This window comes from Bacillus sp. N447-1 (genome assembly GCF_022701035.1).
GTDB classification, from domain to species: domain Bacteria; phylum Bacillota; class Bacilli; order Bacillales; family Bacillaceae_G; genus Bacillus_A; species Bacillus_A cereus.
Window position 1 is genome coordinate 5,181,577 of sequence record NZ_CP065509.1, and the last position, 22,033, is coordinate 5,203,609.

The window sequence follows — 22,033 nt, forward strand, 5'->3', positions numbered from 1 at the left end:
ATAAAAGGTATGTATTTTTATGGTGGGATACTGTAACAATTTTTTGTTAGGAGGAAGAAATGGTGAGCTCAAAATATATGGTTGGTGTAGACATTGGGACAACTAGTACAAAATCAGTTCTATTTTCTACTGATGGATCTGTTATTGCTAGTCATGGAATTGAATATCCTTTATATTCTCCTACGCCTGAAACAGCGGAACAAGACCCAGAAGAAATTTTTCGTGCGGTAATACATACGATTAAAGAAACTGTACGATCAAGTAGTGTACAGCCAAGTGATATTCTTTGTGTCTCTTTTAGTTCGGCAATGCATAGTATCATTGCCGTAGATGAAAAGGGAGAGCCGTTAACGAGATGTATCACTTGGGCAGATAATAGAAGTGCAAGCTGGGCGGAGAAAATAAAGAATGATATGAATGGTCATGAAATTTACCTTCGTACTGGGACACCAATTCATCCGATGTCACCACTTTCGAAATTAGTTTGGCTACAGAATGAGCAGGCAGATTTATTCGCAAAAAGTTATAAATTCATTTCTATTAAAGAATATGTTTTTTACAAGTTATATAAAGAGTATGTAATTGATTATTCTATAGCGTCAGCAACAGGGATGTTTAATTTGAAATCTTTAAAATGGGATGAAGAGGCTTTACATGTTGCGGGAATTACAGATGAAAAGCTTTCAAAGCTTGTTCCAACAACGCACAGTTTAACAGGATTAGATGAAGAGCTTGCCAAAGAGATGAATGTACTTGTTTCTACGCCTTTTGTAGTAGGAGCGAGTGATGGAGTACTATCTAATTTAGGTGTAAATGCAATAGATCCTGGCGTTGTGGCTGTTACAATTGGTACAAGCGGTGCGATTCGTGCTGTAACAAATCGTCCTGTAACAGATCCAAAAGGTAGAATTTTTTGTTATGCGTTAACTGAAGACCATTGGGTAATCGGTGGACCAGTTAATAATGGCGGTATGATTTTCAGATGGGCTCGTGACCAATTGGGTACTTCAGAGATTGAGCTTGCAAAGCGTTTAGGGAAAGATCCATATGAAGTACTTACTGAAATAGCAGCAAAAGTGAATCCTGGATCTGACGGTTTATTGTTTCACCCGTATTTAGCAGGGGAAAGAGCTCCTTTATGGAATGCAAATGCACGAGGATCTTTCTTTGGACTCGGATTGCATCATAAGAAAGAACATCTTATCCGTGCTGTTTTAGAAGGAGTAATTTATAATTTATATACGGTTCTTCTCGCTTTAAAAGAGTTAATTGGCGAACCGAAAAAAATTCAAGCAACAGGCGGCTTTGCAAGGTCGGAACTTTGGAGACAGATGATGGCGGACATCTTCCATCAAGACGTATATGTTCCGGAAAGTTTCGAAAGCTCTTGCTTAGGAGCTGCAATCCTCGGTTTATATAGTTTAGGTGAAATAGATACATTATCTGTAGTTTCTGAAATGGTAGGTGCAGATTTCCATCATGAGCCAAACATGGAAAGTGTGGAAAAATATAAAGATTTAACGCCAATCTATATCCGTCTGTCCCGTCAATTGGAAGAAGAATATGAAAGTATAGCAGCGTATCAAAAAAAGTGGGTTTAAAAGCTATTTACCAAGAAAATATGGTAACGTATAAAGAGGTACTCCGATTTTTTAGGATACTCTTTCAACATAAAATATTTTAAGAAGCATGATGAACGAAAAATATAGGGAGAGAGGGTTATGAAAATGAAGGATAACAAAGAGTTTATTGGATATGTTGGAACTTACACGAAAGAAAATAGCGAAGGAATATATAAATTTACGCTAGATGTAGAAGCAAAAAAAATTAGTAATGTAACACTTGCCGCTAAGCTGGATAACCCTACATATGTAACGATTAACCGAAATAATGAATATCTCTATTCCGTTGTTAAGGAAGGCGAATCTGGCGGTGTAGCTGCGTATTCCATTGATAGTCATACTGGAGAACTAAAAGCGAAAAATAGACAAGTAGTAGAAGGTGCTTCTCCTTGTCATATTAGTGTTGATAGTGGAAATCATACAGTAGTTACAGCGAATTACCATAAAGGAACGATTGAGTCTTTTGAAATAAATGAAGAAAATGGAACTGTAAATCCTGCTTCATCTATTATGGCACATGAAGGTTCAGGGCCGAATAAAGAAAGACAAGAAAAACCACATGCACATTACGCGGGGTACACTCCTGATGAAAAATATGTAGTGGGCGTTGATTTAGGGATAGATAAAATAATTACGTATGAAGTAAAAGATAGTACATTAACAGAAGTGAATCGTTTATCTGTAAATCCAGGAAGTGGTCCAAGACATATTACTTTTCATCCGAATGGAAAGTATGCGTATGTGATGACGGAGCTTAGTTCAGAGGTTATTGTGTTAACCTATAATCCTACAGAAGGATCCTTTACAGAATTACAGTATATTTCTACTGTTCCAGAAGAGTTTGATGAAAATAATCAAGGAAGTGCGATTCATATTTCTTCTGACGGCTGTTTTGTATATGCAGGTAATCGTGGTCATAATAGTATCGCTGTTTATAGCGTAGATCAAAATTCAGGTCAGCTTACATTCGTTGAACACACATCTACAGAAGGAAATTGGCCAAGAGACTTTGTATTAGATCCTACTGAAAAGTTCCTTGTTGCTACAAATGAAAAGTCACATAATCTTGTGTTATTTTCAAGAGATGAATCTACAGGTAAGTTAACACTTTTACAATCTGATGTTGCTGTGCCAGAGCCTGTTTGTGTGAAGTTTTTAAATATATAATTTCAGATGCCTAAACAAAAGCAAAGCGATATCGCTTTGCTTTTTATTGTTTCTTTTTTGGCCTACGTACTAATTCGCCGCCGCAGTTTGGACAAACGTTATGTCTTTCTTCTGTACATGGTGCGCAAAATGTACATTCATATACACAAATGTATGCTTCAGAATTTTGTTCGAGCGATTGATCGCAAATTTGACAGTTTGTTTTCATTTCTAGTGCCATAATAAGTCTCCTTTTTAGTTAGAAAATTTATAATTTAATTATAATTCATTAAATAGAAATAGTCCTTTTCAATTGAAAGGAAATCGAATGATAAAGTTATGAATTGAAACGAAAGATGCTGGTTTATTTTAAAATTGATTATTTATTACAGTTGGAATATTATGAAATAGTTAAAAGACAACAGGGGGTATAGATTTTGACTAATCATAACGATCATTTAAAAGCAAACTGCGAAAAATGCTTCGGTCTATGTTGCGTTGCATTACCGTTTGCAGCATCGGTAGATTTTGCAGTGAATAAAGATGGTGGTAAACCATGTTCCAACTTACAATCAGATTTTAAATGTAGTATACATAAAAATCTTAGAGGAAAAGGTTATAAAGGTTGTACAGTATTTGAATGTTTCGGTGCTGGACAGAAGATTTCTCAGGGTACGTTTAAAGGGATTGATTGGAGGGAAGATGCAAAGCATGCAAGAAAAATGTACGATGCTTTTCCGGTTATGCATCAACTTCATGAAATGCTTTGGTATTTGAATGAAGCGATTCTTTTAAAGGCAACACAGCCAATTCATAAAGAGCTGGAGACCGCAATTGAGGAGACAGAGCGACTTTCGAATTTAAATCCAGATGAGTTAATGAAAATAAATGTTCCAATGCATAGGGCAGAGGTGAACATTCTTCTTTTAGAAACGAGCGAATTAGTATGGAAGGAAATGAATACTGCGCGTAAGAAACGAATCATTCACCGCGGAGCAGACCTTATGGGAGCGAATCTGAAAAAGAAAAATTTACAAGGTGCAAATTTAAGAGGAGCTTACTTAATTGCGGCTAACTTAAATGGTGCAGATTTAAGAGGAGCAGATCTCATCGGAGCAGATTTGCGAGATGCAGATATTCGCGGGGCTGATTTTACTAATAGTATTTTTCTGACGCAAGTTCAAGTTAATGCTGCTAGAGGGGACAAACATACGAAATTACCGAAATTATTGTCTCGTCCATCGCATTGGAGTGCGTAAAGAGTGAGGAGTATTTAGTGTGGATATATTTCAGTATTTAGAAGAGATGCAAGAGGATGTCTTTTCGTTAGCAGTAGAGCAAATAGAAGCGAAGTATTATGATATTTGTTGCATGTTGGCGTCTACAGAATATGCAGAACGAATTAAAGTAATTGATGTAGAGTCATATAAGGTAAGTATTCGAGTAGGTTTGGATGCAGCTGTAGAAATGGCTACTAATGAAGAAGCAAAAGCGATTTATTTTGAGTATGACCTTGATAACGAGTGGACTAGTCAGTTTTATATTTGTGAGGAGTATGCTCCACTTGAAGAAGAGGATGATGATTGGGCTTCTGAATGGACATATGATGTTGAGGGACCGGAGTCTGTAGAATTAGCGGATATGTATAATGAAAATGGCTTTGACACAAGTGAAAAAGCAATCGGTATCACTTTATATTTAATTGCTAAAACGCTGTGTAGTTTTATAAGTGTACGTAGTGAAGTGCAAAATAATATACCGATTTGTATTGGTTTTCACGACCAAGATCCAATAATGCGAACAGGCAGAGACTAAGAGAATCTCTGCCTGCTTTTTATTTCTTTTCAAAAGTAGTAATTAAAACGCTACATATAATAAGAATACCACCAATAAAAAAGTTACTATTTAATGTTTCATTTAATAAGAGCCAACCAAGTAACGATCCAACGATAGGTTGGAAGAAGAAAAATAAGGAACCTATGCTTGCATCCAGTAATTCTAATCCTTTATTCCAAAGGAAAAAGGCACCTGCTGTTGAGACGATTCCTAAGTATAATACGCCTAATATTACGTACGTATTTACTGTTCCGATAGAGGCCGCTTGTAGCTCCCATATCATAAAAGGTGTAATAAAAAAGAGTGAAAAGAAAATTGCGTACGTTGTAATAACTAAGGATGAAAATTGGATTGAAGCGATTTTTACATAAATAGATAGTAAAGCCCACGTAATAGCGGCTCCAACTAAAATGATTGTTCCAATAAAATAGGAGCCAATTTCAATATCCCATCCGATTACGATAATGACACCGATTGTCGCTATTATAGTAGATAAAAGTCTACGAGCAGTTAGTTTTTCTTTCAAAATGAGCGCTGCAAATATAATCATAAATGCAGGTGTAGCTGATGTAACTAACGAGCCTGTATGAGCGTCGGATAATTTTGTTCCGATAAATTGGCATGTGATCGAAATGAAATAGCCGATAAATCCAATCCAAGCGAATAGGAGCCAATCTTTTTTGCGAAGGGTTACTTTTTTCTTTTGCTTTTTCTCAGCTAGTTTCAAAATGCCATATAAAACAACAAAAGCGATAATAAAGCGTAGCCAAACGAGTGTTAGTGGTGGAATGAAATCGAGTACGTATTTGCTAACAACATACATACCGCCCCATATACTTGCTGCTAGTGATAAGCATATAGCTCCTAAAATTGTTTGTTTCATTTGAAGTACCTCCGTCTATTTTTAGGGTAATATGATTTCCCTAAGACGAGGCATAGTGTATGTGTTATAAGCCCGTCTTAGTTTATAGACGGCCTACAGGTTGATCGTTTTCGAATGAAGTGTTGTAGTACATGAGTGCATTCCTCCTTCATAATTTTATAATGATATTATAACTTAATTTTCAGTTTATTGTACTGAGTTAATTTTTTAGAAATAGAACGATATGTTCTAAAATAAGAAAAATTGAAAAGAACAGGTGATTTCATAAATATATTTGGCTAGCACGTAATTAATGAAATTTAATAATTTAATTATATAAGTAAAACCATATTCTATAAGTTTAAGAAAATATATGAAGTTGTGTATAAATTGTGAATAATAAACCGTCACGTTTGACTGTACAGTTTATGTATTGTATGATGTAAGTAATATAAACAAGGGGGGAAGATCGTTGGGAAGGTGTATCGAATCGGACAGTTGGCTCTCATGGCTCACGTGTCGAAACGAACGATTGATTATTATACGAATCTAGGTATCTTAAAAGCGGAGCGATCTCAATCTAATTATCGCTATTACGACGAAACAGCATTTGAGACATTACAATTTATTGAGAAGTGCAAAGAAATGCATATGCCGCTTTGTGAGATTAAAGAGAAAATCGAGGAGAAGAAGAAGCTGCTCGGTATCAATGAACACGTTTCGAAACAAGTGAATGAAGTGACAGACCATATTCATCGATTAGAAGTGGAGCTTACTGAGTTAAAACCGCTTTTAGATGAATTGACTGATTCACAACGTGAAAAAATATCGAAATCTTTATCAGGTCAAACGACAGCTTTAATACAGACACTTGCTCTATTATTATAGAATAAGTGAAATCCGACCTCTTTAATTTTTGTATCGGGCTATGTTTTCTAACAAACAAATAAGAAAACATTATAGTATACAGGAGGTGGACACCTTAGTTTTTTAACTAAGGGGATTCATTGGAAATATTTAATTTAGTCATGGTTGCGATTTTAATCGCATTTACTGGATTTTTCGTAGCAGCAGAGTTTGCGATTGTAAAGATACGTTCAAGCCGTATCGATCAGCTTGTTGCGGAAGGAAAACGCGGTGCTTTAGCAGCGAAAAAGGTAACAACAAATTTAGATGAATATTTATCTGCTTGTCAATTAGGTATTACAGTTACGGCTATGGGATTAGGTTGGTTAGGTGAACCGACAATTGAAAAGTTATTACACCCGTTATTTGAGAAATGGAACTTAAATCCTTCTATTTCATCAGTATTAACATTTGGTCTTGCTTTTATGATTATGACGTATTTACACGTTGTAGTAGGAGAATTAGCTCCAAAAACGATGGCAATTCAAAAGGCTGAAAGGGTAACGTTATTATTGGCAGGTCCATTAATGATGTTCTATAAAATCATGTATCCATTTATTTGGGTATTGAACGGTTCAGCTCGTGTGATAACTGGTTTATTTGGTTTAAAGCCAGCTTCAGAACATGAAGTAGCTCATACAGAAGAAGAATTACGTCTTATCCTTTCAGATAGCTATGAAAGTGGCGAAATTAATCAAGCTGAATACAAGTATGTAAATAACATTTTTGAATTTGATAATCGTATTGCAAAAGAGATTATGGTACCGCGAACAGAAATCGTTGGTTTCTACCTGGAAGATTCAGTAGAAGAACACATGAAAGTAATCCAAAATGAGCGATATACACGTTATCCGATTTTTGGAGAAGATAAAGATGATATTATCGGTATGGTCAACGTAAAAGATTTCTTTATTCGATATATGACCGAGGATCAAAAAGATTTATCATCTATTCGCTCGTATATGCGTCCGATTATTGAAGTGATGGAAACGACTCCAATTCACGATTTATTACTTCAAATGCAGAAGAAGCGAATTCCGATGGCTGTTTTATATGATGAGTACGGAGGAACAGCCGGAATTGTAACGCTTGAAGATATCTTGGAGGAAATCGTCGGCGAAATTCGTGACGAATATGATGAAGATGAAGCACCGCCAATTCAACATGTGAACGAGCAACATATTATTGTTGATGGAAAAGTGCTTATCTCAGAAGTGAAAGATTTATTTGGATTACACATCGAAGAAGATGATGTGGATACAATCGGTGGATGGATTATGATGCAAAATCATGAAATCGAAGAAGGACAACACGTTGAGGCAGAAGGTTATGAATTTAAAGTGTTAGAAAAAGACGCTTACCAAATTAAACGTGTTGAAATTCGTAAGATGGAACAAGAACAAGAAGAAGAGAAAGCAGCAACTGTGTAAGTTGCTGCTTTTCTTCTAAAGTACAAAAAATGAGAACTTAGGAGCGGATATTTTGATTCAAGAAGCCTTACGTGTATATCGATTACAATTGTATGTGATCTTTAGTGGTTTACTACTTATGTGGACGATTACTCCGTTTGGAAAACAAGTGACAGGGTTCGGTATTGGATTAGCAGTAAGTGCTTATTGTCTTTGGTTATTAGCTCGCAGAGTGGAGAAACTCGGGAAAAGTATCGTAATGAAGGAAAAGGCTCCTGGATTAGGAGTTTTAAACCGATTTGCAGCTGCTATTTTAGGAGCTATCATCATGTATGAAATTGAGCATGAAATGGAAATGTGGGCATTCGGTACAGGTATTTTAGGTGGTCACTTTTTAATGATTGCAAATTTAGCTTATGCAAATATGCAGTTAGTGAAAGAAGAAGAGAAGCAAAGAGAACATGCTTCAAAAAACATAGAGCTATGATGAAAGGGACCTAATCAGGTTCCTTTTTTAGTTTAGCGATATGATACAAGTAATCAAATTAACGACAAATATAATACGCTTCTTTTTTGCGTTTTTCAATAGTATGAAAAATAATAAAAAAATTTTAAAAAACCCATCGATTTCTAAAGGTTATGTATGTTATTATGACAAAAGACTTTTTGAAAGAGGTGGATACCAATGTTACAAGCGCTACTTATTTTTGTGCTTCAAATTATTTACGTTCCAATATTAACAATCCGTACGATTTTGCTTGTAAAGAATCAAACAAGATCCGCTGCTGGTGTTGGATTGTTAGAAGGAGCTATTTACATTGTCAGTTTAGGTATTGTGTTTCAAGATTTATCAAATTGGATGAACATCGTTGCCTATGTCATTGGCTTTAGTGCGGGACTGTTATTAGGCGGTTATATAGAGAATAAATTAGCAATTGGTTATATTACGTATCAAGTTAGTTTACTAGACCGTTGTAATGAATTAGTAGATGAGTTACGTCACTCTGGATTTGGCGTTACAGTATTTGAAGGCGAAGGTATTAATTCTATACGTTATCGCTTAGATATCGTCGCAAAGCGTTCTAGAGAGAAAGAGCTTTTAGAAATCATTAATGAAATTGCACCGAAAGCGTTTATGTCTTCGTATGAAATTCGCTCGTTTAAGGGTGGATATTTAACGAAGGCGATGAAGAAAAGAGCGTTAATGAAGAAGAAAGATGAACATGCATCGTAAAAAAGAGGAATAGTGATGCATTAAAAGCGCAGTATAAGTCTAAATGTAAAAGGGAGGAATCTATTTTGATGTAGATTCCTCTCTTTTTTTATGAAAAATATTCATCTGTTAATTCAAAAAAACTAAATCGTATAATTATGTTTTTTACTCATTCTCAAATTAATGATTAGCCATATAATTTGAAAAAATACCGGTATGATAAACGTGATTAATAAAACGATAAGTGATATTGATTTAATTTCAGGTGTTTGAATAACACCAGCACCATCAACCTCTCGTAACCAAATAATAGCGGCCCATATTCCAAAAACGATAATCCAAAATAGGTTACCAATCCACCAAGAAATCCATCGTTTTTTCATGTTAGCACCCCCTACATTTATCTACTGTTAAAAGTATATTTTCTTTTGTTACATTTATAATGAAACAACTTTAAAATCAGTTTTTAACTGTATATCTAACTTGTTTGAAGGTTACTATTTCTCCATCATCATCATCGTCTTTCGTTTGTAAAAGTTGAACTTTTGGTTTGTAGTCTGTCCGATGAGCGTGTTCGATATCTTTAATGTTAAGCTTGTAGGATTCACCATTCTTTAGCTTTTGTTCTAACACTTTTTTATTAGCAACATAAATAAAAGTTACTTTATTTTCATCAATGCCTTTAGTTTTAATTTCTAATTCATTATCTTTTGCTGTGATCGTTGGTGTTAGTAATTCCATACTGCCTTTCCCGCTTTCTAAAGAATTCTCTGCTATAGTTGAACATCCTGATAATATGATTCCGGTGAATAGAAGAACAAGTAATTTCTGTTTCATAACATCCCCTCCGATTCCATGTGATTTTTGATTTTTGTATTGCTAGATTACTAGTGCGGAGCGTAAATGTTTAGTTAGTACCCTCTTAATTGTACCATAATATGTAAAATGAAACAGGAGGTATATCCAATTTAAGGGAGAATGAAAAATTTACTGATTTTTGTAAATTCGTATGTTTTAGCTTCTATTTCAATCGAAATGTAGACGAGAGAAAGAAATTTTTTATAGAAATTATAATTTTACATTTTACAATAATGATAGGGAATAGATGAATTCATTTACTTCGGAGGTAGTTATTTGAACATTAATGAGAAGGCAATTGAAATGTTTGAACAAAATAAATATGAGGAAGCAATGGAACTGTTTCAACAAGCAGTACATGAATCTAGAGACGTACAATCTCTCAATAATCTGGCTTGGATGTACTTTTATGAGGAAGAGAATGATGATAAAGCTCTTGAATTAATAAGAGAAGTTGTTAAGTTTAATCCTTCTTCATACTTTCCTTATAACATCTTAGGGGACATTTACATGAAACAAGAAAAATGGACAGAAGCGAAAGAAGCATTACAAAAGTCTATTTCGATTCAACCATCAGATGAAGCATATCATAATGTAGCTGTAGCGCATTATAACCTTGGAGAGCTGGAAAAAGCTTCAGACTTTTTCTTGCGAGTTGCAGGGGATTCGGACTATATCATGTATAGCTATGTAAAATGTTTAATTGATTTAGAACGAACGACAGAAGCAAAAGAGAAGTTAGATACTTTTAACAGGGAATCTGATAATTTTTTAGGGGAAATTAATGTAGCAGATTTATATGTTGAGTTGAATTGCTATAAAGAAGCAATTGAATGGTTCGAAAAGGGATATAAAGAATGCTGGAAAAGTCCTAATTGGATTGGTAGATTTGTGTATGCTCTATATAAAACGAATAATTTCTCCCGTATAAATGAAGTTATACGGGAATGTATCGAAGCGAAAACAGCAGAAATAGAAGATGTCCAGAATGAAGAAGTAGAAGAAAACTGGACAGAAAACGATAAGAAAGAGTTAATTGAGGAATATACAGAAGAGAATAATTGTTATAAAACAATGGTAGAACGTATCAAATCTGGATATGTTCCAGGGTTAGAATTTGAAACGGATTTTATAGGTGGGTGCTATTTGTTTGGTTGTAAAAGGCATAATCATCTTGAATATGAACAATAAAAAGATTCGACTGTCACATACGATGGTCGAATCTTTTTATTAATAGAAGAGCCTGGACCATCGAGCTCATTTGATGAAGAACTAGCTGACCTGTCTATGTCTACGAAATACTATTCTTTATATAAAGCTAGAATGGTGCCAATTACTTTTATTATTAAGGCGAGAAAGTAAAGTGTTTTATAAAAAGCAGCCTATCGTTTCAAATAGATGAAATGATAGGCTTCTTTATTTTAAAAAAATGAGGTCAAAGGTGTACTTTTCTTATAAAAATGCATTTCATATAAAAGGTGTAATTATTTTGGGGAAGGGGGATTGTTGTGCGTCATCATAGAAAGTGCAAAAAATTTGGAGTGGCACTGCCTCTTCCGCTTATAGGAGCAACGGGTCCGACAGGTAATAGTGGTCCAATCGGTCCAACTGGAGGGCATGAAGGTCCTGTTGGTCCTACAGGGGTGACTGGACCGACGGGAGCAACTGGGCCCCAAGGTCCTCAAGGTATCAGGGGGATACAAGGTCCCCGAGGGACAACAGGAGCACAAGGAATACAAGGAGTTATTGGTGATACAGGAGAGCAAGGTATAACTGGCCCAACTGGTCTCCAAGGTGCTCAAGGATTAATCGGAAACCAAGGTCTAATTGGTGATATTGGAGTACAAGGATTAGAAGGAATACAAGGAGCTACGGGTCCTGCTGGTAGTCAAGGAATACAAGGTATACAAGGAATACAAGGGGAAATAGGTGAGCGAGGACAAACAGGGGCACAAGGAATGCAGGGAGAAAGAGGCGTAACTGGAGTCTCGGGTGTAACTGGTCCACAAGGCCCTCAAGGTGTTCAAGGAATACAAGGAGAGCAAGGGGCTATTGGTATACAAGGAGAAGACGGCTTCCAAGGTATACAAGGAATTACTGGAGAGGAAGGCCCACAAGGAGCTCAAGGAATACAAGGTGAAGTGGGTCCAACTGGTTCTACTGGAATGCAAGGTGCCCAAGGTATAAGTGGAATAAAGGGGATAACAGGTGTAATAGGTTTACAAGGACCACAAGGTGTGCAAGGAATACAAGGTATAACGGGAGCAACAGGTTTTCAAGGGATAAAGGGAATAAGAGGTATAACAGGAGCGACGGGTAGTATTGGTACTCAAGGCTCAGAAGGACCACCGGGCGGTCCGACGGGAGTGACCGGTCCAATTGGCCCTTCTAGTGGAGTGACTGGACCAGCTGGCCCACCCGGTCCACCAGGAGGTCCAACAGGTCCAACGGGTGCGACCGGTTCAACAGGTGTAAGCGGAGGGATAGGTCCAATTGGAGGGCAAGGTGTGCAAGGTATAACAGGTCCAACAGGTCATCAAGGTGTAAGGGGAGCGCAAGGTGCCCAAGGTGTAGTTGGAGCAGTTGGAGTACAAGGAGCACAAGGTCCTCAAGGTAACCAAGGTATAACAGGTCCAACGGGTGCAGAAGGTTCTCAAGGAATACAAGGTCCGCTGGGAGTAACAGGTCCAACGGGTGCAGAAGGTCCTAAAGGTATTCAAGGTATTCAAGGTGTGATAGGTCCAACAGGTGCACAAGGAATGGTGGGAATACAAGGGATAGCTGGTCCAGTTGGTGTTACAGGAGCGGAAGGAGCTCAAGGAGCACAAGGAATCCGAGGAGCAACCGGCCCAGCTGGAGCACAAGGAATCCAAGGCGTACAAGGAATTCAAGGGGAAACAGGAGCAGCTGGAACACAAGGTCCTCAAGGTGTTCAAGGGATACAAGGGACTACCGGATTGACAGGTACACAAGGTGCCCAAGGTCCTCAAGGAGTGCAAGGAATAATAGGACCGACTGGAGCTATCGGTTTGCAAGGTCCTCAAGGATTACAAGGAATAACGGGTCCAACAGGAGCGCAAGGAGTGCAAGGAATACAAGGTGTGCAAGGAATTATCGGTCCAACAGGTGCACAAGGAATTAGAGGTCCCCAAGGAAATACAGGGGAAGTCGGTATAACAGGCCCACAAGGAGTCCAAGGGGCGCAAGGTAGTCAAGGCCCACAAGGCCCACAAGGAAATGTTGGAATTACAGGTGCAACGGGTGAAACTGGGGCTACTGGAGCAACCGGGGCAACTGGCCCACAAGGTGTGCAAGGAGTTCAAGGGATTACGGGAATACAAGGAATAACGGGAACGACAGGCAATACAGGTGCAACGGGTCCGCAAGGAATACAAGGGATACAAGGTATTCAAGGGTTGCAAGGCCCAATTGGAGCAAGTGGGGTGACAGGTGCTAGTGGTAGTATAGGCCCAGTTGGAGCACAAGGTAGTCAGGGCCCAAGTGGCGTGGTGGGACCGACAGGAGCAACTGGTAGTGCAGGTTCAATAGGTTTCTTTGGAATAGCGGGAGCGACAGGAGCGACTGGTTTACCTAGTGGGGGCGGTTATTTCTTTTCTACTTCAACGAGTACAATTGCAGCGAATGCGTTAATACCAATTAATTCTGGATCTACAGTTTTTGGTTCTGATGTCAGTTTAACAAATGCAACAACTGTAACGTTAAGTACGCCGGGAATTTATTTAGTAAGCTATTATTTTCAAGGTGATCCAACGGCCGGAAATGAAACAATTTCAGTGAGGCTTACTTTAAATGGAACACAAGTCGCAGGGAGTTTTATTTTTTATGTTACAGGAGGTACTTTTATATTAGAACCAGCAGTTTCGAATACGATGGTCATTGAAGTTACTTCTTCAAATGCAACTTTGTCTTTACAAAATGGTCCGTTAGCTATCGGGCATGTAACGACATTATCTGGTGTGATAACAGCTAGTTTAAATGTATTAAAAATAGTTTGATACGTTAGTTATAACGGGGGAGATGCTTGTGAAGAATCAAGATAAGTGTAGTAAGTTTCAAGCACCTATTCCTTTTCCACCGCCAGGTATTACGGGGCCCACTGGTCCAACCGGTCCAACTGGTGCTTTAGGTGGCCCAACTGGACCGCAAGGAATACAAGGCGTACAAGGTCCAATCGGTCCAACCGGCCCACAAGGAATACAAGGAGTGCAAGGGGTGCAAGGAGAAAATGGTCCAACCGGCCCAACTGGTTTAACTGGACCACAAGGTTCTCAAGGTAATCAAGGACCTATGGGAGAACGAGGCCCACAGGGAATACAAGGTGTTCAAGGAATACAAGGAGAAAGAGGTCCGACTGGTCCAACTGGTATTCAAGGGATACAAGGAATTCCTGGCCCAATCGGTCCGACCGGTCCAACAGGAATACAAGGAATACAAGGAATGCAAGGAGAAATCGGTCCAACCGGCCCAACAGGAATACAAGGAATACAAGGAGTGCAAGGGGAAATTGGTCCGACTGGACCAACTGGAAATACTGGTATACAAGGTGTGCAAGGTAATTTAGGAGGTAGTGGTTTACAAGGTGTAACCGGAATACAAGGAATACAGGGTCCGATTGGTCCAACCGGTCCAACTGGTTCTCAAGGAATTCAAGGGGAGCAAGGACCAATGGGTCCACAAGGGGAAACTGGTGTTCAAGGTTTACAAGGTCCCCAGGGAGAAATGGGGCAGGTAGGTCCAACAGGAATACAAGGAATACAAGGAGTGCAAGGTGTAATCGGTCCGACTGGTCCAACCGGTTTACAAGGTGATCCAGGTCCAACCGGCCCAACAGGAGCCACTGGGATAACTGGTCCGACAGGTTCTGCAACTGGCCCGACTGGAGCAACCGGTCCAACTGGTCCACCAGGAGGTCCAACTGGTCCAACCGGTCCAGCAGGATCACCAGGGGGTCCAACTGGTCCGACTGGAGCAACAGGGGCAACAGGAGCGACCGGAGCAACAGGAGCGACTGGAATTCAAGGGGTACAAGGAATCCAGGGACCGACCGGAGCAACTGGTGTAACAGGTTTGCAAGGAGTACAGGGACCGATGGGGGCAACGGGTCCAACGGGTGATCAAGGCATTCAAGGTCCACAAGGGATACAAGGAGTAACCGGTCCGACTGGTCCGCAAGGTCTACAAGGAATCCAGGGACCGGTAGGAGCAACCGGTCCGACTGGTCCACAAGGAGTGCAAGGGGCACAGGGGCCAATCGGTCCAACCGGCCCTCAAGGGATACAAGGCATACAAGGTGAGCAAGGAGTAAGGGGAGCGACCGGTCCAACTGGTTTACAGGGGCTACAAGGAATCCAAGGTCCGAGTGGTTCAACCGGTCCTCAAGGAGTGCAAGGCATACAAGGTCCGAGTGGCATAACAGGTCCAACTGGTCCTCAAGGAATACAAGGTATTCAGGGACCACAAGGAAGTATAGGCCCAACTGGTCCTCAAGGAATACAAGGTGTGCAAGGTCCACAAGGCCCAACCGGCCAGGCGGGTGCAACGGGTCCTCAAGGAATTCAGGGAATCCAAGGTCCAATTGGTCCAACCGGCCCCCAAGGAATTCAGGGGATACAAGGCGTGCAAGGTCCACAAGGCCCAACTGGTCAGGCAGGCCCTCAAGGTCTACAAGGAATAACTGGTCAGGCGGGTCCAACCGGTCCAACCGGTCCAACCGGCGAGGCGGGAGCAACGGGTCCTCAAGGTCCACAAGGAATTCAAGGACCACAAGGAGCAACCGGTCCAACTGGAGCAACCGGCGAGACAGGAGCAACGGGCTCACAAGGTCCTCAAGGAATCCAAGGTCCACAGGGGATAACGGGTCCGACTGGAGCAACCGGCCCGACAGGAGCAACTGGTCCACAAGGTCCACAGGGAATCCAAGGTCCACAAGGTGTAACGGGTCAGGCGGGAGCAACAGGTCAGACGGGAGTGACTGGTGCAACTGGACCGACCGGAATACAAGGCATACAAGGAATAACTGGAGCAACAGGGGGAACGGGAGTAACAGGCCCAACAGGAGCCACGGGTCCAACAGGCTTAACAGGAGCAACAGGCCCTTCTGCTATATCAACAGGTGGAGGCTATTTCTTTTCTACATCAACAAGCACAATTGCAGCAAATGCCAACATCCCAATTAATTCTGGATCCACTGTATATGGAACTGGTGTATCTTTAACTAGTGCTACGACAGTCACAGTAACGACGCCAGGAATATATTTAGTAAGCTACTATTTTCAAGGGGATGCAAATGGTGGGAATGAGACAGTATCTGTTAGATTGCTATTAAATGGAACGCAACTAACAGGGAGTTTTATACAAAACGTAACGACATCAACTGTAGTAATCGAACCAGCCATTTCAAATACACTTCTTGTGAATGTGACGAGTGCCAATTCAACATTAATATTACAAAATGGCCCGTTAGGTGTAGGGCATGTGACTACTATAGCAGGTGCGATTACAGCAAGCTTAAATGTAGTGAGAATTTTATAAAGAATATAAAAAACACAAGGAATATCTTTGTAAGACACACCTTGTGTTTTTTAATATTAAATAAACATTTTCTTTATCTTTTCGGTTGAAAAATATGCTGAAAGAAGTATTTGTGATGTAAGTTATCTACAACCTTATTTGCTTGATATGTGCGTTGTTTTTCAATTCGAAGTCTTTGCTCCATCATTTTAATTGCGTGATCAGATAAACGTAACATAATACATTCTCCTTTTCTATAAATATAGGTGACTATTTGATATCGATCCCATATTTATAATTAAGGAGGCAAAATGTGTAACATAGGCAAAAAGCACCTTCCTCTCCCATTACGCTTACGAGGTTAGCTGTCGGACTCGGGAAGTGAGAGTTTCCCTACTTAAAAAAGATTCGCCCCAAGTAGCATAGCTACAAAAATGGTTCCCCCGCTCCAAAATTTGGACTCAGCAAAAGGTTTTATAAAGTAAAAAATAACATAAAGGAGCGAACAAGTCAAATTATTTTGTGTATTCTGTCTTTTTTAATTGCGTAAGAATCATACCGTCAGGAAGTATTGTATCTGATACTGTAATGAATCCGTGTTTTTTATATAAAGTAATAGCAGGGGTATTCGCTTTACCTGTTTGTACAATGTATGCCATTGAAGAGGGAAACATGTTAAATATATAAATTAGGAGTTTCGTTGCGATTCCTTTTTGGAAAAAATTGGGCGATACAACTAACCTGTGGATATCGATTAGTTTTTCTTCTTGTACAAAAGAAATAAAACCGACAAGTTTATTTTCAGAAAAATATCCATAGAATGTTTCAACGCAATTTTGAATATCGTTTACAGTATCATATAAACGAGGTATGGCAGTACTATTTAAGTAGTCTGCTTCAACTTTATAAGCTGGAATTTGAACCTGTAAAATGGAGGTTGCTACTTCAAAAGAAGTGGAATTTAACTTAAGAATCATAGATAATGAAGCCTCCTTTAAATATGGTATATGAATATAATTGCTTTATGGGTTAGTTTGACAATATTTTTCTTTTTGCATATAATATATGTATCTCCATATGCAAAATAGTAGTAAATATATTTCTATAGTGAAATATGATTAGCAATGATAAATACATATGTTTGTATTGAATCATACAAACTATAATAGAAATGGAGGACTAAAAATGGGATGGATTATCACATTAATAGTTGGTGCTATTATAGGTGCAATTGCTAGTTCTATAACCGGTAAAAATTTCCCAGGTGGTATGTTCGGAAATATTATCGCAGGTTTATTAGGTGCTTCGTTAGGTGGTAGATTATTTGGATCCTTTGGGCCATCATTTGGTGGGATTCATGTCGTGCCGGCATTATTAGGTGCAATCGTGTTAATTCTTATTGTATCATTTGTAGTGAAAGCTGCAAAGAAATAGAGATATAGATTATGATGAAGAGCCCTGAATAAGGGCTTTTCATCATTCGAAGAGGTGGTTTCATTGGAGAAAATAAATATAAGAAAAAGAGATAAGTTAAGAAAGTTTTTTAGAGAACAAAATTATTTGGCGGTATTACTTGGATTTGCGTTATTGTTCATTAATATTTTATTGCTAACAAAAATATCATTTGTTTTTACACCGTTTATCGTATTTTTAAAAACAATTTTCTTCCCAGTACTATTAGCAGGCGTGCTATTTTATATTTTGCATCCATTCGTTTCGCTTTTAGAAAAGAAAGGTGTTTCAAGAATCGTATCGATAGCTTCCATATATTTAATCGTACTAGGATTATTTGTATTTTTAGTTGTAACGGTTATCCCTATTATTAAAGATCAAATTGATGCATTAATTGATAACTTACCGTATTTTGGCCATGAGATTGAACAAGCAGCACGTAGATTCGGGGAAAGTAATTTACTCGGTAAAATTCAGGAGAATTTAAATATTAATGTTGCGAATATGGTAAAAGAATACACAGTTGATTTTACAAAGTCATTATCATCAGTAACTGGGAATGTAACTGGATTTTTGAGTACTGTTACAGAGGTTGTTTTGACATTTGTAATGGTTCCATTTATATTGTTCTATCTTTTAAAAGATGGTGAGCAATTGCCGAATCACTTTTTAAAGTTTATTTCAGAGCAAAGACAACCAGCAGCAATGAGAATACTAGATGATATGCATTATGCGATTAGCTCGTATATTAGAGGTCAAATTATCGTCAGCTTATTTATCGGTATTATGCTATTAATTGGTTATCTTATTATTGGTATTAAATATGCGGTATTACTTGCGATTTTAGCGATGATTGTAAATATCGTTCCGTACGTAGGACCAATTATCGCGATTACACCAGCGTTAATTATCGCATTTATCGACTCGCCAGCAATGGTGTTAAAAGTAATTATCGTTATGATGGTTGTACAATTAGCAGAAGGTAAATTTATTTCTCCGCAAGTTATGGGTAAAAAGTTAGATATTCATCCGATTACTATCATTTTTATCATTTTAACTGCCGGAAACTTATTCGGGATTATGGGCATTATTTTGGCCATTCCAGGATATGCGATATTAAAAGTGTTAGTTACACACGGTTATAGATTTGTTAAGTTGAATACGTGAAAAAAAGCGCTAAAACAGTTGGAACTGTTTTAGCGCTTTTTTATTAACAATTCATTTGCATATTGGCGTGCCCATTGATCCGCTTCTAATATAGCATCTAGTGAAGGATCTTTTACGTTATGATGAGCTTCAACTGTTTTGTAAATTGTTTTTTCAATATCGAAAAAGGCAATTTCATTTTTTAAGAATAGCGCATTCGCAATTTCATTTGCTGCATTTAATACAGCGGGAGTAGTACCACCGATTTTGCCACATTCATATGCGTATTGTAGACAAGGGAACTTCTCTAAATCTGGTTTTTCAAAATGTAAACTACCGATTTCTAATAAATTTAATTTTTCATAGGAAGAAGGTAGCCGAGTAGGATAGTGAAACGCATATTGAATCGGCATTCTCATATCAGGAGCACCGAGCTGTGCCATAACTGATCCATCAATAAATTCTACTAAAGAATGAATGATACTTTCTTTATGAATCATTACATTAATTTTTTCATATGGAATATCAAATAGCCATCTCGCTTCCATTACTTCGAACCCTTTATTCATTAATGTGGCAGAATCAATCGTTAGTTTTGCGCCCATTAACCAGTTTGGGTGCTTTAAAGCATCTTTTGCTTGTAATGTTTGCATTTCATCACGTGTTTTATCACGGAAAGCACCACCGGAAGCTGTTACAATTAACTTCTCAATCTCTTTATTATTTTCTCCTTTTAAACATTGGAAAATAGCTGAATGCTCACTATCTACTGGAATTAAGCGACATCCGTTTTGTTTCGCTAGTTCAGTTACGATATGTCCAGCTGCAACCAAAGTTTCTTTATTAGCAATAGCGATATCTTTCTTCGCTTTTAATGCTTCAATTGTTGGAAGTAATCCTGAAACACCTACAACAGAGCTTAATACAAGATTTGAATCAGGGTGAGTAGCTACTGCAATGAAGCCATCAGTCCCGTGTGTGATTTTTGTATTTGCTGAAATACGCGTACGAAGCTTGTCTGCTAAGTCTTTTGTCGCAACGCTTACAATACGAGGTTGAAACGTTTTGATTTGTTGCTCAAGAAGATCGATATTATAATTTGCGGTTAAACCGACGATTTTAAAATGTTCAGGATGAGCTGAAACGACATCTAATGCAGATGTGCCGATGGATCCTGTTGAACCTAAAATTGATATATATTTTACCATGAAAAAACCTCCAAAGTTGTTTCGAATATTTCAACAAACCTATATAATATTAGACAATTGAAGTGGAAATTCCTGCTATATAAAATAGAAAATTAGGGTTTGTTTGGAAGTGAAATGTGATAAACTGTAAAAAATAACGAAAAAGCAATGAAAGAGAAGAGTACATATTCGAAACTTTTCAGAGAGCTGATATGTGGTGGAAATCAGTAAGGGATGAATATGGAATGGACTCTGGAGCTTCTAACTGAAATGAGTAGGTAAAGACGGTTACTTCACGTTATTGAAGTATGAAGTGAGCTAATGATAGCTAATTAAGGTGGTACCGCGGGAGTCTCTCGTCCTTTTTTAAGGATGAGGGGCTCTTTTTATTTTGAGAAAGGAGGAGTTAGTGTGAGTGAAAAAATAATGTTAACAGGAATTAAGCCGACAGGTTATCCGCATTTAGGGAATTATATTGGTGCGATTAAACCTGCATTACAAATGTCAAAGAATAATGAAGGAAGAGCATTGTACTTTATAGCTGATTATCATGCATTAAATGCTGTGCATGATTCAGAAAAGTTCAGCAGTTATACGAAAGAGGTAGCAGCTACTTGGTTATCGCTTGGACTTGGGGAAGATGTTGTTTTTTATCGGCAAACAGAAGTACCGGAAATTCTAGAATTAGCTTGGATTTTAGCTTGCCTAACTCCGAAAGGTCTTATGAACCGTGCTCATGCGTATAAAGCGAAGGTGGAGCAAAATAAAGAAGCAGGGTTAGAGGTCGATGCGGGAGTGAACATGGGGTTATATACGTACCCGATCTTAATGGCAGCCGACATATTACTATTTCAAGCTACACATGTACCTGTCGGAAAAGACCAAATTCAACATATTGAAATCGCGCGTGATATTGCGACGTATTTTAATCATACATTTGGCACGACATTTACACTACCGGAGTATGTAGTGCAAGAAGAAGGAGCTATTTTACCTGGTCTTGATGGAAGGAAGATGAGTAAAAGTTACGGAAATGTAATCCCATTATTTGCAGAGCAAGAAAAACTTCGAAAGTTAATATTTAAAATCAAAACAGACTCTTCACTTCCAAATGAACCGAAAGAATTAGAAACATTATTTATGATATATAAAGAGTTTGCGACAGAAGACGAAGTACAGTCATTACGTGAAAAATATGAGACTGGAATCGGATGGGGCGATGTGAAAAAAGAGTTGTTTCGCGTTGTAGATCGTGAGTTAGCTGGACCTCGTGAAAAGTACGCAATGTATATGAATGAGCCGAATTTATTATATGAAGCATTAGAAAACGGTGCTGAGAAGGCACGCGCTATTGCGAAGGTAAATTTAGCGGAAATTAAAAAACGGATTGGATTTGAGAGGGAACGTTAAGCGTTCCCTTATTTTTTTAGATAATCTGTAATAATCTTCTCGATAACAGGAGGAAGATTATTAGGTAATTCATCAAGTGAAAAGAAGCGTAGTTCTTTTGATTCACTTTGATCGCATACAAGCTCCCCATAAAATTCTCGGCAAATATAAACAACGAGTACACCGTGTACTTGATCGCCATTTGGATAGATTTGAAAGAAATCTGGTCCTGAGTATGTACGGAATAGTTCTGGATTTTTAATAATAAGTCCAGTTTCTTCAAACACTTCTCGTTTTAAAGCATCTTCTAATGTTTCGTTATATTCTAAGGCACCGCCAATAATGCCCCAGCGGTTAAAATCTGTACGGAGCTGCAGCAATGCTTCATCTTTTTCATTTAATATAATGGCGTGTGATCCTATTAGAATAAGTGGATGATTTCCTACTAGATTTCTCATATCTTCAATATAACCCAT

22 protein-coding genes, 1 pseudogene, 1 riboswitch and 1 other annotated feature are annotated in these 22,033 nt (G+C 38.3%); of the genes and pseudogenes, 15 read left to right on the plus strand and 8 right to left on the minus strand.

Annotation, left to right across the window (positions count from 1 at the left end):
- The first annotated feature begins 59 nt into the window (after nucleotides 1-59).
- Complete coding sequence (gntK, locus tag IQ781_RS26505) at nucleotides 60-1,601, plus strand: gluconokinase (RefSeq protein WP_139847148.1); 1,542 nt, start codon at nucleotides 60-62, stop codon at nucleotides 1,599-1,601.
- Between the two features lie 120 nt (nucleotides 1,602-1,721).
- A complete protein-coding gene (locus IQ781_RS26510) occupies nucleotides 1,722-2,789 on the plus strand; it encodes a lactonase family protein (RefSeq protein ID WP_069461635.1) in 1,068 nt (355 codons plus the stop codon).
- Between the two features lie 43 nt (nucleotides 2,790-2,832).
- Here IQ781_RS26510 and IQ781_RS26515 read toward each other — a convergent pair whose 3' ends face one another.
- A complete protein-coding gene (locus tag IQ781_RS26515) occupies nucleotides 2,833-3,009 on the minus strand; it encodes a DUF1272 domain-containing protein (protein WP_001162793.1) in 177 nt (58 codons plus the stop codon).
- 196 nt (nucleotides 3,010-3,205) lie between these two features.
- Here IQ781_RS26515 and IQ781_RS26520 point away from each other — a divergent pair, with 196 nt between their 5' ends.
- Both IQ781_RS26520 and IQ781_RS26525 read left to right on the plus strand, forming a co-directional pair.
- Entirely contained in the window at nucleotides 3,206-4,027 is an 822-nt protein-coding gene (locus tag IQ781_RS26520) for a pentapeptide repeat-containing protein (protein WP_000181423.1), read from the plus strand.
- A gap of 19 nt (nucleotides 4,028-4,046) precedes the next feature.
- Nucleotides 4,047-4,583, plus strand: coding sequence for a hypothetical protein (locus IQ781_RS26525; protein ID WP_000350943.1), 537 nt, complete (start codon nucleotides 4,047-4,049; stop codon nucleotides 4,581-4,583).
- 19 nt (nucleotides 4,584-4,602) lie between these two features.
- Here the strand turns inward: IQ781_RS26525 and IQ781_RS26530 are convergent, their stop codons facing one another.
- On the minus strand, nucleotides 4,603-5,487 hold the full coding sequence (locus IQ781_RS26530; protein WP_063220401.1) for a DMT family transporter: 885 nt from the start codon (nucleotides 5,485-5,487) through the stop codon (nucleotides 4,603-4,605).
- Nucleotides 5,488-5,946: 459 nt separating this feature from the next.
- Here IQ781_RS26530 and IQ781_RS26535 point away from each other — a divergent pair, with 459 nt between their 5' ends.
- The 4 genes from IQ781_RS26535 (at nucleotide 5,947) to IQ781_RS26550 (ending at nucleotide 9,015) form a co-directional block, all read left to right on the plus strand.
- Entirely contained in the window at nucleotides 5,947-6,354 is a 408-nt protein-coding gene (locus tag IQ781_RS26535) for a MerR family transcriptional regulator (RefSeq protein ID WP_000285639.1), read from the plus strand.
- Between the two features lie 119 nt (nucleotides 6,355-6,473).
- On the plus strand, nucleotides 6,474-7,802 hold the full coding sequence (locus IQ781_RS26540; RefSeq protein WP_002183782.1) for a hemolysin family protein: 1,329 nt from the start codon (nucleotides 6,474-6,476) through the stop codon (nucleotides 7,800-7,802).
- Between the two features lie 52 nt (nucleotides 7,803-7,854).
- Entirely contained in the window at nucleotides 7,855-8,268 is a 414-nt protein-coding gene (locus tag IQ781_RS26545; RefSeq protein ID WP_000613876.1) for an ATP synthase subunit I, read from the plus strand.
- A gap of 198 nt (nucleotides 8,269-8,466) precedes the next feature.
- Nucleotides 8,467-9,015, plus strand: coding sequence for a DUF2179 domain-containing protein (locus IQ781_RS26550; protein ID WP_000938438.1), 549 nt, complete (start codon nucleotides 8,467-8,469; stop codon nucleotides 9,013-9,015).
- 122 nt (nucleotides 9,016-9,137) lie between these two features.
- Here the strand turns inward: IQ781_RS26550 and IQ781_RS26555 are convergent, their stop codons facing one another.
- Both IQ781_RS26555 and IQ781_RS26560 read right to left on the minus strand, forming a co-directional pair.
- Complete coding sequence (locus tag IQ781_RS26555) at nucleotides 9,138-9,377, minus strand: DUF3923 family protein (protein WP_000747696.1); 240 nt, start codon at nucleotides 9,375-9,377, stop codon at nucleotides 9,138-9,140.
- A gap of 76 nt (nucleotides 9,378-9,453) precedes the next feature.
- Nucleotides 9,454-9,831 carry a hypothetical protein gene (locus IQ781_RS26560; protein WP_048538061.1) on the minus strand — a complete coding sequence of 126 codons (378 nt, stop codon included), beginning with the start codon at nucleotides 9,829-9,831 and terminating at the stop codon, nucleotides 9,454-9,456.
- Nucleotides 9,832-10,128: 297 nt separating this feature from the next.
- Here IQ781_RS26560 and IQ781_RS26565 point away from each other — a divergent pair, with 297 nt between their 5' ends.
- The 4 genes and pseudogenes from IQ781_RS26565 (at nucleotide 10,129) to IQ781_RS26575 (ending at nucleotide 16,404) form a co-directional block, all read left to right on the plus strand.
- On the plus strand, nucleotides 10,129-11,043 hold the full coding sequence (locus tag IQ781_RS26565; RefSeq protein ID WP_063220402.1) for a tetratricopeptide repeat protein: 915 nt from the start codon (nucleotides 10,129-10,131) through the stop codon (nucleotides 11,041-11,043).
- A gap of 42 nt (nucleotides 11,044-11,085) precedes the next feature.
- Nucleotides 11,086-11,214: pseudogene (locus tag IQ781_RS28515) on the plus strand (ubiquinone biosynthesis protein UbiE); the annotation flags it as partial.
- A 146-nt stretch (nucleotides 11,215-11,360) separates the two neighbouring features.
- Nucleotides 11,361-13,868 (plus strand): collagen-like protein, encoded by a 2,508-nt coding sequence (locus IQ781_RS26570; protein WP_050252092.1) that lies wholly within the window; start codon nucleotides 11,361-11,363, stop codon nucleotides 13,866-13,868.
- 22 nt (nucleotides 13,869-13,890) lie between these two features.
- Nucleotides 13,891-16,404: a BC_3345 family exosporium-associated protein gene (locus IQ781_RS26575; RefSeq protein WP_050292785.1), complete on the plus strand. Its 2,514-nt coding sequence runs from the start codon at nucleotides 13,891-13,893 to the stop codon at nucleotides 16,402-16,404.
- A 73-nt stretch (nucleotides 16,405-16,477) separates the two neighbouring features.
- Here IQ781_RS26575 and IQ781_RS26580 read toward each other — a convergent pair whose 3' ends face one another.
- Entirely contained in the window at nucleotides 16,478-16,621 is a 144-nt protein-coding gene (locus tag IQ781_RS26580; RefSeq protein WP_000945243.1) for a hypothetical protein, read from the minus strand.
- 96 nt (nucleotides 16,622-16,717) lie between these two features.
- Nucleotides 16,718-16,860, minus strand: a riboswitch (cyclic di-AMP (ydaO/yuaA leader).
- A gap of 38 nt (nucleotides 16,861-16,898) precedes the next feature.
- On the minus strand, nucleotides 16,899-17,360 hold the full coding sequence (locus IQ781_RS26585) for a GNAT family N-acetyltransferase (RefSeq protein WP_000601230.1): 462 nt from the start codon (nucleotides 17,358-17,360) through the stop codon (nucleotides 16,899-16,901).
- Nucleotides 17,361-17,568: 208 nt separating this feature from the next.
- Between IQ781_RS26585 and IQ781_RS26590 the strand changes: the two genes are divergently transcribed.
- Nucleotides 17,569-17,817, plus strand: a complete 249-nt coding sequence (locus tag IQ781_RS26590; RefSeq protein WP_000539732.1) for a GlsB/YeaQ/YmgE family stress response membrane protein — start codon at nucleotides 17,569-17,571, stop codon at nucleotides 17,815-17,817.
- 63 nt (nucleotides 17,818-17,880) lie between these two features.
- Complete coding sequence (locus tag IQ781_RS26595; RefSeq protein WP_000411484.1) at nucleotides 17,881-19,002, plus strand: AI-2E family transporter; 1,122 nt, start codon at nucleotides 17,881-17,883, stop codon at nucleotides 19,000-19,002.
- Between the two features lie 29 nt (nucleotides 19,003-19,031).
- On the opposite strand, the gene IQ781_RS26600 is transcribed toward IQ781_RS26595, so the two are convergent.
- On the minus strand, nucleotides 19,032-20,189 hold the full coding sequence (locus IQ781_RS26600) for a 1-deoxy-D-xylulose-5-phosphate reductoisomerase (RefSeq protein WP_000241784.1): 1,158 nt from the start codon (nucleotides 20,187-20,189) through the stop codon (nucleotides 19,032-19,034).
- Between the two features lie 138 nt (nucleotides 20,190-20,327).
- Nucleotides 20,328-20,535, plus strand: a binding site (T-box leader).
- A 44-nt stretch (nucleotides 20,536-20,579) separates the two neighbouring features.
- Here IQ781_RS26600 and IQ781_RS26605 point away from each other — a divergent pair.
- Nucleotides 20,580-21,578, plus strand: coding sequence for a tryptophan--tRNA ligase (locus tag IQ781_RS26605; RefSeq protein WP_065212041.1), 999 nt, complete (start codon nucleotides 20,580-20,582; stop codon nucleotides 21,576-21,578).
- An 8-nt stretch (nucleotides 21,579-21,586) separates the two neighbouring features.
- Here the strand turns inward: IQ781_RS26605 and IQ781_RS26610 are convergent, their stop codons facing one another.
- Nucleotides 21,587-22,033: an NUDIX hydrolase gene (locus IQ781_RS26610; protein WP_000540452.1), complete on the minus strand. Its 447-nt coding sequence runs from the start codon at nucleotides 22,031-22,033 to the stop codon at nucleotides 21,587-21,589.

Bases quoted from the DNA above. Each gene is read 5' to 3' on its own strand.
- IQ781_RS26560 (WP_048538061.1), bottom strand. From the start codon at position 9,831: ATGAAACAGAAATTACTTGTTCTTCTATTCACCGGAATCATATTATCA.
- IQ781_RS26580 (WP_000945243.1), bottom strand. From the start codon at position 16,621: ATGTTACGTTTATCTGATCACGCAATTAAAATGATGGAGCAAAGACTT.
- IQ781_RS26590 (WP_000539732.1), top strand. From the start codon at position 17,569: ATGGGATGGATTATCACATTAATAGTTGGTGCTATTATAGGTGCAATT.
- IQ781_RS26550 (WP_000938438.1), top strand. From the start codon at position 8,467: ATGTTACAAGCGCTACTTATTTTTGTGCTTCAAATTATTTACGTTCCA.
- IQ781_RS26610 (WP_000540452.1), bottom strand. From the start codon at position 22,033: ATGGGTTATATTGAAGATATGAGAAATCTAGTAGGAAATCATCCACTT.
- IQ781_RS26585 (WP_000601230.1), bottom strand. From the start codon at position 17,360: ATGATTCTTAAGTTAAATTCCACTTCTTTTGAAGTAGCAACCTCCATT.
- IQ781_RS26530 (WP_063220401.1), bottom strand. From the start codon at position 5,487: ATGAAACAAACAATTTTAGGAGCTATATGCTTATCACTAGCAGCAAGT.
- IQ781_RS26600 (WP_000241784.1), bottom strand. From the start codon at position 20,189: ATGGTAAAATATATATCAATTTTAGGTTCAACAGGATCCATCGGCACA.
- IQ781_RS26575 (WP_050292785.1), top strand. From the start codon at position 13,891: ATGCTTGTGAAGAATCAAGATAAGTGTAGTAAGTTTCAAGCACCTATT.
- IQ781_RS26510 (WP_069461635.1), top strand. From the start codon at position 1,722: ATGAAAATGAAGGATAACAAAGAGTTTATTGGATATGTTGGAACTTAC.
- gntK (WP_139847148.1), top strand. From the start codon at position 60: ATGGTGAGCTCAAAATATATGGTTGGTGTAGACATTGGGACAACTAGT.
- IQ781_RS26515 (WP_001162793.1), bottom strand. From the start codon at position 3,009: ATGGCACTAGAAATGAAAACAAACTGTCAAATTTGCGATCAATCGCTC.
- IQ781_RS26555 (WP_000747696.1), bottom strand. From the start codon at position 9,377: ATGAAAAAACGATGGATTTCTTGGTGGATTGGTAACCTATTTTGGATT.